Source organism: Phenylobacterium sp. (assembly GCF_044358365.1).
Classification (GTDB): domain Bacteria; phylum Pseudomonadota; class Alphaproteobacteria; order Caulobacterales; family Caulobacteraceae; genus Phenylobacterium.
Window position 1 is genome coordinate 1 of the sequence record NZ_JBIKNZ010000073.1, and the last position, 17220, is coordinate 17220.

The following is a 17220-nucleotide window of genomic DNA, read 5'->3' on the forward strand; positions in this document are numbered from 1 at the left end:
GACGCCTCAAGGACTGGCGGCGCATCCACACCCGATACGACCGATGCGCACACACCTTCATGTCCGCCATCGCTCTCGCTGCCACCGTCATCTTCTGGCTATGATCAATGAGTCCTGAGCCTAGGCCGCCTACCACCAGAACCGTGGCTCCGGGCCGTTCGGCGAGTTGCGGCCCCACGGCCCGCCAACCGTCGGCGATGTTATCCGAAAGACTTGCTGCAGCCACGGGATCCACGCCCTCGGGCAGGGGCGTCAGCATGTGATCGGCGAAGGGTATGCGCATGAGGTCGGAAAGGGCGCCGCCGAATTCCGTACCGGACGTTGGTTTGAGGCCGTAGGCCGCGCCGAATGGATAAGCTTCACAACTGTTGGTCCAGCCTCGACGGCAGGCGCCACATGAGCCACAGGAAAGCTGGAAAGGCACCACAACCCTCTCGCCGGGGGAAACAGCGGATGCGGGACCAGCCTCGACGACTTCCGCAATCGTCTCGTGCCCAAAGGCGAAGGGCCCAGGATAATTGACGACACCTGTCGCGATGTACAGATCAAGGTCGCATCGCGCCACGACCAGGGGCCTAACGATAGCGTCAGTGTCTGCCTGCAGACGGGGGGCGGCGACTTCCCACCATTCCAGTACTCCGGGCTTGATAAACGTTAGCTGGCGCATCGAACGGTCTCCCTGCTGGACTCTCTAGACAGATCTGGAACCGAAGACGCCTTAGTTCGGCAGCCCACAGCTGAATCCTGCTCAGCTAGCAAGGCGGGTGGCGGCGGCGTGTGATAGCTTATTTCAGCTAACGTATACGGGCCGGATCTGGTTTGTTCGTCGCGTTCGACAGGCGCCATTTGAAGGGAGTGGAGAGGGTTCTTCCACGCAAGACCGGAGTCTTTCGCATGCTAAAAGTCCAACTCGTCAAGCGGCCCGCAGTCGCCGCATTGTTGTCAATCCTTGCTTGGTCCGGAGCTCAGGCTGAAGCCCGGACGGGTCGCCATTCGACTGGGAAGAATCTTTACGCCATCGTTCTTGAGCGCGAACTGCCGCGGTTTGCCCCCAGACCCATCGTCATCGGGCGATTCAAGAGTCTGGCTCCAAAATACAAGTCCGTACCCGGCCTCAGAACCAAGTACTTCGTGCTTTCTGATCGAAATACTTATGGTGGCGTATACTTGCTGAACGACAGGAAATCTGCAGATGCATATCTTGCGAGCCCGTTACTTGCCGAGATCAGCGCCAAAGCGAAGGGTAAGAGGACAGTGACTCGCTTTGAAATTCCCGTGGCGATCGATGGTCCTGCAGCCGCTACGTTCGACTTGAATAAGGCCACCGGTGTTGTGCGCATCGTTCGCATCAAGCTACCGCCACAGACGCCCCGGGATTCGATCCTTGCGGGCATCAATGAAGCCGTGCCGACTTATCAGAAAGTCCCAGGACTGGTGCACAAGTGGTTCTCTATCGCCGAGGACGGTCGCATTGGCGGCATCTATTTCTTTGCAGACAAGGCGTCAGCCGATGCCTGGTTTAATCCCGCTTGGCACGCCAGCGTGAAGGCGAGGTACGGTGTCGATGGCGAGATTACGACTTTCGACGCGCCCGTTGTGATCGAGAACTAGGTTCCGGCCAACTGGCGGAGGAGTCGATGCCGCAGCGGATCTTCCACAAGCCTTCGCTCGAATTCATCCCTCTGCCGAAAGCTAGATGTGAGCGGGTTGAGGAAAAGCGGTAACTGGTTTTCCGACCGCAACCCGCTCCAAATATATGAGGGCGATCACGTCGAGATTGGATTGATCCAACCCAATCTCGACGTGATCTAGGCGCCGCAGTCCGCGCGTTCACCTTCGGCCAACAACGGCGGCGAGGCGTCTGGAACCGGTTCTGCAACCGGGTGCGGGGCTTGCCCTCGACGTCGCCTATTCGCTGCGCAGCGCCGGCGCAGGACGTTTCGACAGGGCCTGGAACGCCGCGAGAAGTCCGCCGATCCCGGCGAGTAGCGAGGCGATGGCCAGGAGCGTGAAGACGCCGCCCCAGTCGACGCTCCACTCGGTCTCGAAGACGCGGACCACCACGGGCCAGGCCGCCGCATACCCCAGCGCCACGCCAGCCGCGCCGGCGATGAGGCCGACCAGGCCATATTCCAGCACGTAGGCGCTGAGCACCTGGGCCCGGCTGGCGCCCAGCACCTTGAGGATGGCGGCCTCGCGGGTTCGCTCGACGGCCCGGGCGGCGATGGCGCCGGCCAGCACCAGAAGCGCCGCCATCAGGGCCACGGCCGCTGCGCCGCGCACGGCCAGGGCGACGCGATCGAAGAGTTCTGTGGCGGCCTCAAGCTGTTCGCGCACCGAGATGATGTTCACCTCCGGAAACGCTGCGCCCAGCCCACGGAAGATCCGCTGTTCCTCGGCCAGGGTGGCCTTGGCGATGGCGAACTGGCGGGGATTGGCGCCTTCAATGGCCGAAGGTGTCAGCACCAGCGGGAAACTGGCGCCGAAACTGCCGAAGTCCACGCGCCGGATGACAGCAACCTTCGTCACGATCTCCCGGCCCAGGATTGAAATCGTGACCTCGTCGCCGATCTTGATGTTGGCGGCGCGGGCCGGATCCTGACCCATCGCCAGCAGGGGCGGTCCGGCATAGTCGGCGGCCCACCACTTGCCCTCCACCACGCCCGCGTTCGGCGGCTCGGGACCCAGGGCCGAGAGGCTAATGTCGTTGTCGTAGGCCCAGCGTCCCTCACGGCCCAGCTTGTCTTTCACCACGGGCTGGCCGCGCACGGCGATGATGCGGCCCGTCAGGAACGGCGCGCGCAGATAGGTGTTGGCGTCAGGCGTGCGGCCATAGCCCCTGGCCACCTCGGCGTCGAACTCGGTCACCCGCTCGGCGGGCACCTGGGTGAAGACGAGGGCCGGCGCCGTCTGCGGCGCGATGATCGAGATCTGGCGCAGCAGGCTGGACTGGATCAGCACCACGGCGGCCAGCAACGCAAAGCCGAGGCCGATGGCCGGCGCGGCCGTGCGCGCTGCCGAGCGGGGCCCGGCCAGATTGGCGAGCGCGATCCGGAGTGATCCGCGCGTACCGCCGCGCATCCGTCCGGCCAGTTTCGCCCCACCCCAACCGGCAGCCCACAGCAGCACGAAGGCTACGGCGACGCCGGCGATCATGATGGTGGCGGCAAACGGCGTGGGGGCCGTCCAGATCGCCAGCCCGCCCAGGCCAGCCGCGGCCAGTAGCGCGCCGATCATCTCCGGGCCGAAGGTCAGCCTGCCAGTCATGTCGCTGCGGAACAGGCTGGCCGGCGGCGTGGTCCGCGCCCGCGCCAGCGGCGCCAGGGAGAACGCTGCCGCCGAAAGCACGCCGAAGGCGGCGGCCTTCAGCAACGGCATCGGATAGATCGCGAACAGGGCGGGCACCGGTAGATCGCCCTGAATCGCCGCACCCAGCGCCAGGGGCGTCGCCGCCCCTACCGCCAGACCGATGGCCACCCCCACAAACGACAGCAATCCGATCTGGGCCAGATAGATATCGCGGATCAGACCGCTCTCCGCGCCGAGGGCTTTAAGGGTCGCGATGGCGGGCTTGCGACTGTCCACATAGGCGCTGACGGCGCCGAACACGCCAAGGCCTCCCGCCACCAGCGAGGCCAGACCTATGAAGCCCAGGAAGTACTCCAACTGGTCGATTATCCGGCTGACGCCCGGCGCGGCGTCATTGCGATCCCGCACGCGAACGCCGCCCTTGATGTCGCGCTGCACGCTGACCTTCTCGCGGGCCATGACCAGCCCGGGCTTCAGCGCGATCCGCGCTGTTTCACCGAATGGCAGACCCGGCTTCAGCATCCCACCCTGTTCCAGGGCGCCGCGCGCGGTCAGCACCCTTGGTCCCAGCTGGAAGCCTCGCGACAGCCGGTCGGGCTCCTGTTCCAGCACGGCGTTGACCCGCATCGGCACATTGCCGACCAGGAAGGTGTCGCCAACACTCAGGTTCAGTCGATCCAGCAGGGATTGTTCGACGGCCGCGCCCCAGACGCCGTCACGGCGGGCGAGGGCGGGTTGAAGGCCGCCGCCGCCCCTGAGGGTGACGGCGCCGGCCAGCGGATAGGCGCTGTCCACGCCCCTGAACTCCACCAGTCGCCGCTCGCCGGAGGGCGCCTCGGCCATGGCTGGAGAGGCTACCGAATAGGTCACGCGCCCACGCGCCTCCAGCTTCTGCCGCTCGGCGGGCGTCATCTGGCGCTGGTTGACCGAAACAGCGATGTCGCCGCCCAGGATGTCGCGGGCCTCGCTGGCCAGCCCACGCCGGAACGCCTCCGCCGTCGAGCTGGCCGCCGCGATGGCGGCCACGCCCAGCGCCAGACAGGCCAGGAATATGCGGAAGCCCTTGACGCCGCTCCGTAGTTCCCGCGCTGCGAACCGCAACCATAGCGGGGTCATGCAGCCTCGACCTGACGGCCGTCGCGAAGGGTGATCGAGCGCTGGGCCCGCGCCGCCAGAGCTGGATCGTGGGTGACCAGTAACAGCGCCGCGCCAGTCTGGTTGACCAGATCGAACAGCATGTCGGCCACCATACGGGCATTGGCGCTGTCGAGATTGCCGGTGGGTTCATCGGCAAACAGCAAGGCCGGACTAGGCGCCAGCGCCCGCGCCAGCGCGACGCGTTGTTGCTCACCGCCGGACAGCTGGTGCGGATAGTGCCGCGCCCGCGCGCTGAGGCCCACGCGGTCGAGCCAGTGTCGCGCCTGATCCATCGCGCCAGGCTTGCGCGCGATTTCCATCGGGGCGGCTACGTTTTCCTCGGCGGTCATGTTGGGCAGCAGGTGAAAGGATTGAAACACCAGGCTGACGCGACCTCGCCGGAGTTTTGCCCGGCCGTCCTCATCGAGGGCCCCCAGGTCCTGGCCAAACAGTTCCACGCGCCCGGTGCTGGGGCGCTCCAGACCTGCGGCCACCGCGATCAGGGAGGATTTTCCGGAGCCTGAGGCGCCGATCAGCGCCACCTGTTCGCCCTTGTTCAGGGTCAGGCTGAGGTTGCGGAGAATTTCGACAGGACCGGCCGAGGACGGCAGGGTCAAACCCACATTGTCCAGCACGAGCGGCGGTAAATCGTCCAATGAGGTCCCCGGCAGTTGAGTGATGCGACAGCTCCCTTACATAGGACGTTCATGACCTCGCCAAGACCCTCTCGCAGAACCTTTTTCGCTTTGCCGCTATTTGTGGCCGCTTGGCCGGCTCTGGCCGCGAAGCCGGCGGTCATCACCCTGCTGGGAGACTCCATCACGGCAGGCTATGGCCTCCCCGGAAGGGCCGCTTTGCCGAACCAGCTGCAGGCGGCGCTTACCCGGATGGGCGTGGCCAATGTCGTGCGCGCAGCTGGCGTCAGCGGCGACACAACGGCCGGCGGTCTGGGCCGGGTCGACTTCAGCGTCCAGAAAGACACCAGCCTTGCCATTGTGGCGCTGGGCGGCAACGACCTGCTGCAGGGGCTGGACCCCAAACGCACCCGGGCCAACCTCGACGGCATCATCAGGAAACTGAAGGCCCGCAAGATTCCCGTATTGCTGGTGGGCATCACAGCGCCCGCCGAAGTGGGCGGGGGTTATGCGAGGGATTTCAACGCCGTCTTCTCCAGCCTGGCCAAAACTCACGGCGTGCCACTCTATCCCAATCTGATCGACGGCGTAGCCCGTCGCCGCGACCTGAACCAGCCGGACGGGATCCATCCCAACGCACAGGGTGTTCAGGTCATCACGGCGAAGCTGGCGCCGGTGGTGGCCAAGGCGCTGAAGCGGTAAAATCGATCCTTCCCAACTAAGGGGCAGACCTGAATCTCAAGGGCATCGCTTTCGGGCCGGAGATGAAATTCGATGCCAGCCACTCGACGGGCGCAGCCAGCCTGAAGTCCGTCATCCGGGTCAGCACCTCGTGCAGCATGGCGTCGATTTCTATCCGGGCGATGTGCTGGCCAAGGCAGCCATGCGGGCCGGTGCCGAAGGCGATCTGGGGATTCTCGGGACGCGAAAGATCCAGCACATCAGGCCGATCAAAGACCGCCGGATCGCGGTTGGCCGACCCGAAATACATCACCACCTTGTCCCCGGCCCGGATGGCCTGGCCGGCGAGAATCGCGGCCCGCGTCGCCGTCCGGCGCATGTAGATCACAGGGCTGGTCCAGCGCAGAAGTTCCTCCCGCGCGCTCGGCAGGCGGGCGTCAAGGTCAGCCATCAGCCAGGCGTACTGGTCCGGGTTCTCCATCAGCGCCAGCAGTCCGCCAGACAGCAGATTGCGGGTGGTGTCGCCGCCTGCGTCGACCAGCAGCAGGAAGAACAGCAGGAACTCCATGTCGTCCAGCTTGCGGCCATCCACCTCGCAGGCCAGCAGGCGCGACGCCAGATCATCGCCGGGTCGCGCCCGCTTCTCGGCGATCACCCGGGAGCCATACTCGAACATCTTCATCACGGCCTGGCCGCCGGCGCCGGGCGGCAGGGCCTCGGGCGCCGTGTGAATGATCTCGGTCAATTTGTAGAGTTCGCGACCGTCCTCCAGCGGCAAGCCCATCAATTCGGCAATCACGAATGAAGGCATCTCGCCAGCGATCTGGTCCACGAAGTCGCATTCGCCCCGATCAATCACGGCGTCGACTATCTGCCGGGCCAGTTGCTGAATACGCCCCTGCCGCAGGCGGGCGGCTGGCTCCGTGAATTCGGACCGGATCAGCTTGCGGAAGGCCGTATGTTCCGGCGGATCCATCATCAGCATCATCTTGTGGCCGCCAAAGCCCATCTCGGACGACGGGTCGGTGATCATGATCGTGGGCTCGGACGAATAGGTCTCGAAATCCCGATCTACAGCCCATACATCGGCGTGGCGGGTGACGGCCCAGAAGCCCTTGCCACCCGGCTCGTCGTGCCATTGGACCGGCGCGTTTGTCCTGAGCCAGTCGAACTGCACATGCGGCTGTCCGCTGGCGAAGCTGGCGGGAGACAGCAGATCAATTTTCATGTGGTGCGCCCTGGCCTTATTGGGAATTGGACGTCCTTGTCCGCAGGTAACGCAAGAGATCGCTGGGCCGTCGCCTGTCGAGAAGGACATGGTTACTGAATTTTTGCGCTCTGTGTCCTGAATTTAGCAGGAAATTCTCATTTGGGGCTCATCCTGCAATCCCAAGGTCAAACTCTGGTGTGGTGAGAATTTTCGTGAAAGATCGAAACGTCCGAAGTCTGATCGCTCTCGAAGAGTCGGCGTCCACGGCGCGCGTGCTTAATCTGGTCGCCGCGCGTCGTCAGGCAAAGCTCGATCCATCGATGAACGAGCGCCCCTTCTTCGAGAACAGCAATCTCAACGGCAGCATTATCGTCAAGCATCGGCTACGCCCGCACGAACTCGACCTCTTCCAGAAGCCGCTGTCGTCCACGACGAAGATCATGGCCCCCATTGATGCAACGGACCTGAAGCTCGGCGCCAGGTATCTGATGATGGGCCAGAATGACTTCGATCAGGCTGCTTTCGAAATGTTTGGAGAAGGGATGCGACCGGGGCGGCGGGATCGGCTGGTCCTGGACCTGATCGATGAACTGCCCTCCCTGGACCCTTTCCTCCTGCGGGAACATCTGAAGCGGAACGGCATCGAGCCGGCCCGGCGTTATTTCGCCATCTCCGATCCCGATCTGGAGCGCATGTACGCCTTCGTTCGGGAACAGGTGATGGCGCTGGTGCGTCTCTCGTCCGGCCAGTCCAGCGACTCGGGCTTCGCGGCGACGAGGCTGGTGGACAAGTTACTCTCCAATTCGCCCGACGAAGGATTCGGGCCGCTCAAGGAGGTCCTGCGTCTCAGCGACAAGGACTATGCCGATGGCGTCTTCGGATGGCGCGGGTTCCTCTACTACAAGTGGGTCCTGACGGACATGGCTCCGCAGCTGACCGGGATCCTGAAGGAGGTCACCGAAATCCGGGCGCGCGGCCCCAATTCACTGGAGACGACCCACTATCTTCCCAGGGCGCGTATGCGACTTGAGGTGGCGATCGCGCAGGCTGTGAAGGGCGTTGAGAAGATGCTCTCTGTCTACGACGATGCTTATTCGTCCCTGACTGTTGATGGCCGGCCCACAGCATTCAGGGATTTTCTCCTCGCCGCGCCCAACATGTTCATGTCCCTGGGCGAGCAATCGGGCGCCGTCCAGCACATCGCCAGCTTCTGGCGCTTCAGATTTCCCCGGGGTCGGCGGGTGGCAGTCAGTCCCGACGAACTGATGGATATCTTCATGGACTTCGAGAACGGGTTGCAATGCGTCACGGATCCGGACGGTGTGGAACGGGCCGCCTGAACCCCGTTCACCGCCGCCCGCGCGGACATCAGCCCTTGTTGGGGTTGATCAGATACTTTTCACCTGTTGTCTTGCGGTTGTAGGCCGCGATGACTTCGGGCTGTAGCGCCTCCTGCAGCGAGATCTCGGCGGTGTAGTGGCTGGCGAAGGTCGTCTTCAATTCATGGACGACCCGCTGACGCAGTTTCTGGGCCTCGGCGGCGCCGATCTTCATGAGGAAGGGCGTCAGTAGCCAGCCGCCCAGGCCCCACGACATGCCATAGCTGCGGACCAGTTCGGTCGGCGCCGTGCTGAGACCACCATAAATGTAGACCTGCTTGTAGGTGGTGGAGCCGTAGCGGCTGTAGCTGCCGGGCCTGGAATTGGCGGCCTGTTCCATGCCGCTCAGGATCTGGCTGGCCAGCTTGCCACCGCCGATGGCGTCAAAGGCCAGGGTTGCGCCGGTCGCGGTCAGGGCGGCGACCAGGTCTTCCATGAACGTGGGGGCGCTGGAGTCCACCACGTGCTTTGCGCCGATGTCGGTCAGGATTTTCGCCTGTTCCGGGCTACGGACAACGTTCACCAGCTCGACCCCGTCCTTGAGGCAGATCTTGTTGAGCATCTGGCCCAGGTTGGAGGCGGCGGCAGTGTGGACCAGGGCGGTGTGGCCCTCGCGGCGCATGGTCTCGACCATGCCCAGCGCTGTCAGCGGATTGACGAAGCAGGATGCGCCGTCGGCAGCGCTGGCGTCTTCGGGCAGGGCCAGGGCGTCGGCCGCCTTCACCGTGCGGTATTGGGCGTACATGGCGCCGCCCAGGATCGCCACCTTGCGACCCAGCAACGCCTGCGCAGCCTCGCCAGGGCCGGCGGCGATCACGGTGCCGGCGCCCTCGTTACCGACCGGCATGGATTCATCGGCCCGCGCCGCCATAGCGCGCATCATGGCCGGCGCCACCTTGGCCGTGACCACCCCGCCGCCGGCCGTCGCCGTCGACATATCAGCGGCCCCCAGCAACAGCCCGAGATCGGAGGGGTTGATCGGCGAGCCCTCGATCCGGACCAGGATCTCGTCGCCGACCGGCGCGGCCACATCAACGGTGGCCAGCGACAATTCCAGCTCGCCGCTGGACTTGATCAGCGATCTCAGTTGCAGGCCTTGGGTCGGCAGGGCGCTCGTCATGATGTTTCCTAAGGGTTTGATCGTTGGGAAACCACATGGCCTTTGATGCGGTAGCGCGCAATGTCTTTGGCGGATGCAAGGAAGGCGGCCCTTTCGGACCGCCTCTGCCGCTTCGTCATTATCCGCGCGGAACCAAAGGTTCCGGAAGCGCCGCAGGGCCCCACGCCCTGACATTCGCGGTTGAAGCGAACGCCGTTGCAGCCAGTTCATCCGGCCCGGGCGGTATTGCAAGGCGCATCAAACTGTCCGGACAAAATGATGCGGCGCCTGTGGCTCGGGAACAACGCCTCGAAATGGTCTCAATGCCGGCCCGACCTGAACACAAGCGGGCGTCATCAATGCACTTGTCGGTTGGTCAGTCTCCGGTTCGGATCCTGAAAAGCCCCCCCAGCCCCCTCCTTGTCGGGCGGCAGGCCAGCCGACACTTCCCCCTGACATCGCTGCGTTCTAGGAAGCTTGCCTTGGCTTTCCCGGACCTGACATGACCACACGATTGATCCTCGCCCTCACCGCGACTCTGGCCCTGGGCGCCTGCGCCACCCGTGCGCTGCCTGCCGCTGCGCCCGTGACCTATTCCGGCACGCCGCAAGAGCAATGGGAACAGGGCCAGGCGGCCTATGAGGCCTGGAGCCTCCAGCGGCCCGGCTGGAAGGTCACCGACAGCGGCCTTCAGTACCGCAAGGTCAAGGCTGCGAAGGGTTCCGCCCCCATGCCTGCGCCTGATGCGGTCGTGACCATCCACTATGTGGGTCGTTTCATCGACGGGCGGGTATTCGATTCCTCGCGCGCCCGCAGCGAACCCGCCACCTTCCCGCTGCCGCGCTTGATCAAGGGTTGGCAGGAGGGCGTGCCGATGATGCGGGTGGGCGAAACCTGGACGTTCGTCATTCCCTCGAAAATCGCCTACGGCGCGCGCTACCGTGACCCCATTCCCGCCAACAGCACCCTGCTGTTCGAGATCGAGCTGATCGCGATCCCGGAAGGTGACTAACCGGCCGCCCAGCCGGTAAGCGTGATGATCTCGAAGGTCGCTGCGATGCGACCGCCGGGCCGGGCGAACCTTTCCGAATAGATCTCGGCGGTGCGCGCCAGCAGGGTTCGGGTCAAGGGCTTCGGGTGACGGTCAGCCAGCACGCTGGTTTCGCCCATCCGACGCAGGTCCAACATCAGCTTGAGCGAGTGATCGTAGGTCACCGTCACCGTGTCCACATCGGCCACCGGCTCCTTGAACCCGGCGCGGTGCAGCAGGCCCGCAGCGTCTTGCAAGTCGGCGAAGGGCGAGATGCGCGAGCCTGCGCCGCCCAGGATCTCGCTTTCGGCGGCCACCAGCGACTGGCGCAGCTCGGTGAGGGTTGTCCCGCCGAGGAAGGCGCCAAGGAACAATCCGCCAGGCTTCAGTGTGCGGCGGATCTGGATCAATGCGCCCACGACGTCATTGGTCCAGTGAAGCCCCAGGGTCGAGACCACCAGGTCGAGACTGGCCGCGGCGAACGGCAGCCGCTCCTCGTCAGCGACCAAGCGCGTGTCAGCTCGACCGGCGAGCATGTCGTAGGACAGGTCAGCCTCGATCAGGTGGCCCACCCGATCCGACGCCGCCTCGTCCAGCGCCTCCCGGAACGCACCCCGCCGCGCGGAAAGCTCGACGGCCAGAGGAAAGGTGCGCAGGATGGGGCCGATACGCTCGGCCAGATCCAGGGCTGCGCGGCGATGCAGGAAGTCCGCCTCCGCAAAGCCATGCGCCGCCCGCGTCAGCCGTTTGCGGTGGAGCGCCCGGTCAAACAGGCGGGGCGGCAGAGGGGATGGAGAAGCGGGCATGAGCGCGGAAGATGGCGATTTCGCCGCCCGTTGGAAGCCCAAAGCGCAGGCGGCGTGGCGTGGAGCGCTTGATATGCTGTTCCCGCCACAGGCGCTGGACGGCGGGCCGCGCCCACTGGCAGGCGGTTTTACCGCGGAAACCTGGAGCCGGATCCGGTTTCTGGACGGGCCGGTTTGTGACGGCTGCGGCACGCCGTTTGATTTTGATCCGGGAGCACGGTGCGCTGCCTGCCTGGCCAGGCCCCGGGCATTTGATGCGGCGCGCGCAGCCTGCCTCTATGACGAAACCTCGCGCGAGCCGATCCTGCAGCTGAAGCACGCCGACCGTCTGGACCTCGCGCCGATGTTCGCCCGCTGGCTATCGCGGGCGGCGCGCGAGTTGATCGAGGAGGCTGACGCCATCGCGCCCGTGCCTCTGCACTCATTCCGGCTGCTGCGCCGTCGCTACAACCAGGCTGCCGAGATCGCCCGGCCCCTGGCCGTCCTGAGTGGGACACCCTACCTGCCGGACGCACTTGTGCGGCGGCGGGCAACCGCGACGCAAGCCGGCAAGTCAGGCTCCGGCCGGCGCCGCAACGTGGCGAACGCCTTCCACGTCCCGGCCTCGCGGGCCAGCCGGGTGGCAGGCCTGCGCATCCTCCTGATTGATGACGTTCTGACCACCGGCGCCACCGCAGAAGGCTGTGCGCGGGCGCTGAAGGCGGCAGGCGCGGCGCGTGTCGACGTTGCCGTCATTGCAAGGGTGCAGGACACGGCCTGACGTCCTATGTATGGTCGTGAAACAGACACACTGTCGCCAGAGCGCCATGAGCCAGGTCACCATCTACACCAAGCCTTACTGCCCTTACTGCATCCGGGCTGTCGAATTGCTGGAAACCAAGGGCATCGCCTTCGACGAGGTCGAGGCGGCGTTCGATCCCGAGAAGCGCCAGGAAATGATCCAGCGCTCGGGCCGCGCCACCTTCCCGCAGATCTTTATCGCCGGGCAGCACATCGGCGGATGCGATGACATGGTGGCTCTGGAGCGCGCCGGAAAGCTGGACGCCCTGCTGCAGGGCGCCTGAGCGGTCACATGATCCGCTACGCCTTATCCTGCGATCACGGCCACGACTTCGAGGGCTGGTTTGGCTCGTCCAGCGACTATGACGACCAGCAGGGTCGCGGCCTGGTGGCGTGCCCCGTCTGTGACAGTCAGGCCGTCCGCAAACAGATCATGGCCCCCGCCGTTACAGGCACCCGCCGCACCGTGCGCGACGTCGAGCCCGCCCGTATGCAAGCGATGATGATGGAGGCCGCCGGCCGGATCCGGGCCCACGTGGAGGCCAACTTCGACGACGTGGGCGACAGTTTCGCCAACGAAGCCCGCGCCATCCACGAGGGCCGATCCGAGGAGCGCGGCATCTACGGCCAGGCCACGCCGGCCGAGGTTCGCGACCTGGTGGAGGACGGCGTGCCGGTCGCGCCGCTCCCGCCGGAGCCCCCGAAGAAGGCCGAGCTGAACTAAAGGTTGAACTTGTGCCCGCACCGCGCGTTAGTCTCCTGATGAGCCCGCGCCGTTTCAAGATCGACCAGTCCCAGCCTTTCGCGCTTTAGATCTACGGACCCGGGGGCTCCAAGGCCCTGATCTGGAAAGCCGAGTGCGCCGCGCCCTTTACAGTCCCTGCCTGAGGCGGGCGCATCCAGCCGATGGAGGCCAAGGGCGCCCATCCCGACCTGTTTCACGAGATCACCAGGAGACAGCAGTTGGTCTGGGCTGAGGGCGACACGATTTGCTCCCTGACGCCGGTGTTCACCCGACCGGCGTACGGCGCGTGCGGGCTCACCCCCTCTAGGTGGCCGCGATCCGCCCTGTCCCTGACTGAGGGCGCCAAACTCGTCCCCCTTTGATCCCTATCAAGGCCCCTTGTGTGGCCATGGCGCCACACTATCTCAGAACAGCAGAGTGGCCGTGCTTCCAGAAGGCGGTTGCTTGCGTTCCGCCGAGATGGGGACCCCCGAATGAATATCGATATCTACTCTGACCGCGCCAAACAGGCGATCCAGTCGGCCCAGAGCCTGGCGCTGGCGCGTAGCCATCAACAGTTGGCGCCCGAACACATCCTGAAGGTGCTGCTCGAGGAGCGAGACGGCCTGTCGCGCGCCTTGATCCAGAGCGCCGGGGGGCGACCCGACGAGGTCGACAAGGCCGCCGAGGCCCTGCTGGCCCGCATGCCCAAGGTGGAGGGCGGGTCCGGCCAGCTCTACATGAAGCCCGAGACGGCCCGTGTGTTCGCCGAGGCCGAGGCCGGCGCAAAAACGGCCGGCGATGCGTTCGTCACCACCGAACGTCTGTTGATCGCTCTGGCCAAGGAAGGCGGTGAGGCGGAGAAGCTGCTGAAGGACGCCGGGGTCACAGCCAAGGCCTTGGAAGACGCCGCCGTGGCGGTGCGCAAGGGCCGGACGGCGGATTCATCCTCGGCTGAAGATGGCTACGATGCGCTCAAGCGCTACGCCAGGGATCTGACCCAGGACGCTCGCGACGGCAAGCTGGACCCGGTGATCGGCCGCGATGAGGAAATCCGCCGCACCATCCAGGTGCTGAGCCGCCGCACCAAGAACAACCCCGTCCTGATCGGCGAGCCCGGCGTCGGCAAGACCGCCGTGGTCGAGGGACTGGCGCAACGCATCGTCAACGGCGACGTGCCCGAGGCCCTGAAGGAACGCAAGCTGCTCTCCCTCGACATGGGCGCCCTGATCGCCGGCGCGAAGTATCGCGGCGAGTTCGAGGAGCGGCTGAAGGCGGTGCTGAACGAGGTGATGGCGGCCGAGGGCTCGATCATCCTGTTCATCGACGAGATGCACACCCTGGTCGGCGCCGGCAAGGGCGACGGGGCGATGGACGCCTCCAACCTGCTCAAGCCCGCCCTGGCGCGTGGCGAACTCCACTGCGTGGGCGCCACCACCCTCGATGAATACCGCAAGCATGTGGAAAAGGACGCCGCGCTCGCCCGGCGATTCCAGCCGGTGATGGTGGATGAACCTTCCGTGGAAGACACCATCTCGATCCTGCGCGGCCTGAAGGAGAAGTATGAGGTGCACCACGGCGTGCGCATTTCCGACAGCGCCATCGTAGCCGCCGCCACCCTGTCCAACCGCTACATCACCGACCGCTTCCTGCCCGACAAGGCCATCGACCTGATGGACGAGGCTGGCAGCCGGGTGCGGATGGCGGTGGATTCCAAGCCCGAGGAACTGGACGAGATCGACCGCCGGGTCGTGCAGCTCAAGATCGAGCGCGAGGCACTGGCCAAGGAGCCCGACGCGGCCTCGAAGGCGCGCCTCGAGAAGCTGGAGGAAGAGCTCAACGATCTGGAAGGCCAGTCCGCCGAGATGACCAGCCGCTGGCGGGCGGAAAAGGACAAGGTCTCCGCCGGCGCCCAAAGCCGTGAGGCGCTGGACCGTCTGCGGGCGGAACTCGTCAGCGCGCAACGCCGCGGCGACCTGCAACGCGCCTCAGAGATCGCCTACGGCGAAATCCCGCAGCTGGAAAAGCGCCTGGCCGAGGCGGAGGCCGCCGAGAACAGCGCCGACGCCATGACGCCCGAGGTTGTCGACGCCGAACAGATCGCCGCCGTGGTCTCCCGCTGGACCGGGGTGCCGGTTGAGAAGATGCTGGAGGGCGAGCGCGAAAAGCTGCTGCGTATGGAAGACGGCTTGCGTGACCGTGTCGTGGGCCAGGAGGAGGCTCTTGCCGCCGTCTCCGACGCCGTCCGCCGCGCGCGCGCTGGCCTGCAGGACCCCAACCGGCCGATCGGCTCGTTCCTCTTCCTGGGTCCCACGGGCGTGGGCAAGACCGAGCTGACCAAGGCGCTGGCCGAATTCATGTTCGCCGACGAGCAGGCCATCACGCGCCTGGACATGAGCGAATACATGGAGAAGCACTCGGTCAGTCGGATGATTGGCGCGCCCCCCGGCTACGTCGGCTACGATGAGGGCGGCGCGCTCACCGAGGCCGTGCGCCGCAGGCCCTATCAGGTGGTGCTGTTCGACGAGGTCGAGAAAGCCCACCCGGATGTGTTCAATGTGCTGCTGCAGGTGCTGGATGACGGTCGCCTGACCGACGGCCAGGGCCGGACGGTGGATTTCCGCAATGTACTGATCATCATGACCTCGAATCTGGGTTCATCGCATCTGGCGGTCCTGGCCGACGGCGACGAGGTCGAGAAGGCCCGCCCATTGGTTATGGAAGAGGTGCGCCACCACTTCCGCCCCGAATTCCTGAACCGGATCGACGAGATCATCCTGTTCAAGCGTCTGGGCCGCAGCGAGATGGACGACATCGTCCGCATCCAGCTGCAACGGGTCGAAAGGCTGCTAGCCGACCGGCGCATGTCGATCGCCCTGGACGCCGCGGCGCTGCATTGGCTGGGCGAGCGCGGCTATGACCCGGTCTATGGCGCGCGCCCTTTGAAGCGGGTGATCCAGAAGGAGCTGATCGACCCTATCGCGCGCAAGCTGCTGGCAGGTAATCTGGACGACGGCGCGGTCATCGACGTGCAGGGCGGTGCGGACGGTCTGGAGATCGGCCGCGCCAAGGTTCACTGAGACGTCAGAGCGCCAGCGGGACTCGCTTGCCGCCGCGCACCACCACCCGGCGCATCAACGCCATGCTGGCGCCCCGGGCGTTGGAGGCGGGCCGGGCGATGGTGATGGCATACCAGGCGCCGTCGGCCAGGCCAGCGAAGGCAAACTGATCGGCGTCGTCACAGGTCGTGCGCTTCACAAACGGCGTCGCATCGCCGGGCGGCGCATTAGGCGTGCGCGCCCGAACGTCGTCGCTGGGCAGGGCGGCGCGTTCGGTGGAACCGTAGAGCGCGGCCATCCGGCGGCGTGACCAGGGCGTCTCTGGCGTCAGCACCACGCTGGAGCCGGCGCAGGTATAGGCCGTGGCGCCCTGGCGATGGCTGACCTGTCCAGCCACCACATTGGCGCCGGCCCGTTGTGACCAGGCGAAGTCAGCAGCGTTAAAGGTGGCGTTCTGGACTGGCGCGGGCGCCGGGGGTGGCGGACCGAGGCTGGGCGAGGCGCAGGCCGTGGTGAGGGCGCTGAGGGCGATGATGCAGAGAAGGTGCTGTCGCGACATAACCGCCTTATACGCGAAATCCTTCTTTGCAGGCCAGAGCCTCCGACGCGCTTGACCCGGAGCGGGAGCGCGAGCCTAAGATCATTTTCGTTCCTACGCATTTCTCAGGGGTGGCCCATGGCGCACAAGTTCGAGATCTACAAGGACAAGGCTGGCGAGTTCCGCGTCCGGTTCAAGTACAACAGCGAGACGATGTTCTCGACAGAGGGCTACGCTTCCAAGGCAGGAGCCAGGAACGCCATCGAAAGTATCAAGAAGAACGGCCCGGACGCCGAGATCGACGACACCACGGATTGATCGTTCGTCACAGGTTTGTCGCGTTCAGCGGTTGACCCCCGGCCTTCAAGGGTAGACTTGGAGGCTGGGTGCAGTTGTGCTCACTGAAACAGGAGACACGCGATGGCCCACAGGTTCGAGATCTACAAGGACAAGGTCGGCGAACACCGCGTGCGGTTCGTCCAGAATGGCGAAGTGGTCTTCTCCACCGACGCCTACTCCTCCAAGTCCGGCGCCAAGAAGGCGATCGAGAATATCCGCAAGAACACCCCCGGCGCCGAAGTCTTCGACGCCACGATCTGAGCCAACCAAAAATCCGGTCATCCCCGCGAAGGCGGGGACCCAGATCATAGGGCGCAATGGTTGGTTGGATGAGCGCCGTACGGCCTCTGGCTCATGCCTCTGCCTGCCATCTGGGTCCCCTGAGTTCTCAAACGAAGTGCAACACTCTGGCGAGGGAGTGTTGCCATGGGATGCCGCTACCAGCAGCTCGATCTGGAAGAGAGATGTACGATTGCCCGCCTTCGCGAAGGCGG

General features: G+C 65.3%; 16 protein-coding genes and 2 pseudogenes. 11 read left to right on the forward strand and 7 right to left on the reverse strand.

Going from position 1 to position 17220, the window contains the following annotated elements; genetic code table 11:
• Positions 1 to 104, forward strand: a pseudogene (locus ACIQ3B_RS15430) (IS5/IS1182 family transposase); the annotation flags it as partial.
• Positions 105 to 301: 197 nt separating this feature from the next.
• On the opposite strand, the pseudogene ACIQ3B_RS15435 reads toward ACIQ3B_RS15430, so the two are convergent.
• Positions 302 to 667, reverse strand: a pseudogene (locus ACIQ3B_RS15435) (alcohol dehydrogenase catalytic domain-containing protein); the annotation flags it as partial.
• A gap of 227 nt (positions 668 to 894) precedes the next feature.
• On the opposite strand from ACIQ3B_RS15435, the gene ACIQ3B_RS15440 reads away from it, so the two are divergent.
• The gene (locus ACIQ3B_RS15440; RefSeq protein ID WP_397404102.1) at positions 895 to 1611 is read left to right on the forward strand and encodes a hypothetical protein; all 717 of its coding nucleotides are present in this window, start codon (positions 895 to 897) and stop codon (positions 1609 to 1611) included.
• A 297-nt stretch (positions 1612 to 1908) separates the two neighbouring features.
• Here the strand turns inward: ACIQ3B_RS15440 and ACIQ3B_RS15445 are convergent, their stop codons facing one another.
• Both ACIQ3B_RS15445 and ACIQ3B_RS15450 read right to left on the reverse strand, forming a co-directional pair.
• On the reverse strand, positions 1909 to 4425 hold the full coding sequence (locus ACIQ3B_RS15445; protein ID WP_397404104.1) for an ABC transporter permease: 2517 nt from the start codon (positions 4423 to 4425) through the stop codon (positions 1909 to 1911).
• Positions 4422 to 5102: an ABC transporter ATP-binding protein gene (locus ACIQ3B_RS15450; protein WP_397404106.1), complete on the reverse strand. Its 681-nt coding sequence runs from the start codon at positions 5100 to 5102 to the stop codon at positions 4422 to 4424. The genes ACIQ3B_RS15445 and ACIQ3B_RS15450 overlap by 4 nt, the downstream gene beginning before the upstream one ends.
• A 90-nt stretch (positions 5103 to 5192) precedes the next feature.
• Between ACIQ3B_RS15450 and ACIQ3B_RS15455 the strand changes: the two genes are divergently transcribed.
• Entirely contained in the window at positions 5193 to 5783 is a 591-nt protein-coding gene (locus ACIQ3B_RS15455; RefSeq protein WP_397404108.1) for an arylesterase, read from the forward strand.
• Between the two features lie 16 nt (positions 5784 to 5799).
• On the opposite strand, the gene ACIQ3B_RS15460 is transcribed toward ACIQ3B_RS15455, so the two are convergent.
• Positions 5800 to 6990: a cytochrome P450 gene (locus ACIQ3B_RS15460; protein ID WP_397404110.1), complete on the reverse strand. Its 1191-nt coding sequence runs from the start codon at positions 6988 to 6990 to the stop codon at positions 5800 to 5802.
• 194 nt (positions 6991 to 7184) lie between these two features.
• Between ACIQ3B_RS15460 and ACIQ3B_RS15465 the strand changes: the two genes are divergently transcribed.
• Positions 7185 to 8312: a hypothetical protein gene (locus ACIQ3B_RS15465; RefSeq protein ID WP_397404112.1), complete on the forward strand. Its 1128-nt coding sequence runs from the start codon at positions 7185 to 7187 to the stop codon at positions 8310 to 8312.
• A gap of 28 nt (positions 8313 to 8340) precedes the next feature.
• Here ACIQ3B_RS15465 and ACIQ3B_RS15470 read toward each other — a convergent pair whose 3' ends face one another.
• Positions 8341 to 9471: a zinc-binding dehydrogenase gene (locus ACIQ3B_RS15470; RefSeq protein ID WP_397404114.1), complete on the reverse strand. Its 1131-nt coding sequence runs from the start codon at positions 9469 to 9471 to the stop codon at positions 8341 to 8343.
• Between the two features lie 481 nt (positions 9472 to 9952).
• Between ACIQ3B_RS15470 and ACIQ3B_RS15475 the strand changes: the two genes are divergently transcribed.
• On the forward strand, positions 9953 to 10462 hold the full coding sequence (locus ACIQ3B_RS15475; RefSeq protein ID WP_397404116.1) for an FKBP-type peptidyl-prolyl cis-trans isomerase: 510 nt from the start codon (positions 9953 to 9955) through the stop codon (positions 10460 to 10462).
• Here ACIQ3B_RS15475 and ACIQ3B_RS15480 read toward each other — a convergent pair.
• Positions 10459 to 11286, reverse strand: a complete 828-nt coding sequence (locus ACIQ3B_RS15480) for a methyltransferase domain-containing protein (RefSeq protein WP_397404118.1) — start codon at positions 11284 to 11286, stop codon at positions 10459 to 10461. The two genes, ACIQ3B_RS15475 and ACIQ3B_RS15480, sit on opposite strands and share 4 nt — an antisense overlap.
• Between ACIQ3B_RS15480 and ACIQ3B_RS15485 the strand changes: the two genes are divergently transcribed.
• The 4 genes from ACIQ3B_RS15485 to clpB all read left to right on the forward strand — a co-directional run bounded on the left by ACIQ3B_RS15485 (position 11285) and on the right by clpB (position 15870).
• Positions 11285 to 12046, forward strand: coding sequence for a ComF family protein (locus ACIQ3B_RS15485; protein ID WP_397404119.1), 762 nt, complete (start codon positions 11285 to 11287; stop codon positions 12044 to 12046). The genes ACIQ3B_RS15480 and ACIQ3B_RS15485 overlap by 2 nt on opposite strands.
• 46 nt (positions 12047 to 12092) lie before the next feature.
• Positions 12093 to 12350: a glutaredoxin 3 gene (grxC, locus tag ACIQ3B_RS15490; RefSeq protein WP_397404121.1), complete on the forward strand. Its 258-nt coding sequence runs from the start codon at positions 12093 to 12095 to the stop codon at positions 12348 to 12350.
• Between the two features lie 8 nt (positions 12351 to 12358).
• Positions 12359 to 12790, forward strand: a complete 432-nt coding sequence (locus ACIQ3B_RS15495; protein ID WP_397404123.1) for a DUF1178 family protein — start codon at positions 12359 to 12361, stop codon at positions 12788 to 12790.
• Between the two features lie 494 nt (positions 12791 to 13284).
• Positions 13285 to 15870, forward strand: coding sequence for an ATP-dependent chaperone ClpB (clpB, locus tag ACIQ3B_RS15500; RefSeq protein WP_397404125.1), 2586 nt, complete (start codon positions 13285 to 13287; stop codon positions 15868 to 15870).
• 4 nt (positions 15871 to 15874) lie between these two features.
• On the opposite strand, the gene ACIQ3B_RS15505 is transcribed toward clpB, so the two are convergent.
• Positions 15875 to 16408 carry a hypothetical protein gene (locus tag ACIQ3B_RS15505; protein WP_397404127.1) on the reverse strand — a complete coding sequence of 178 codons (534 nt, stop codon included), beginning with the start codon at positions 16406 to 16408 and terminating at the stop codon, positions 15875 to 15877.
• Positions 16409 to 16525: 117 nt separating this feature from the next.
• Between ACIQ3B_RS15505 and ACIQ3B_RS15510 the strand changes: the two genes are divergently transcribed.
• A complete protein-coding gene (locus ACIQ3B_RS15510; protein ID WP_397404129.1) occupies positions 16526 to 16705 on the forward strand; it encodes a YegP family protein in 180 nt (59 codons plus the stop codon).
• Positions 16706 to 16807: 102 nt separating this feature from the next.
• Positions 16808 to 16987, forward strand: coding sequence for a YegP family protein (locus ACIQ3B_RS15515; RefSeq protein ID WP_397404131.1), 180 nt, complete (start codon positions 16808 to 16810; stop codon positions 16985 to 16987).
• The last annotated feature ends 233 nt before the right edge of the window (positions 16988 to 17220 follow it).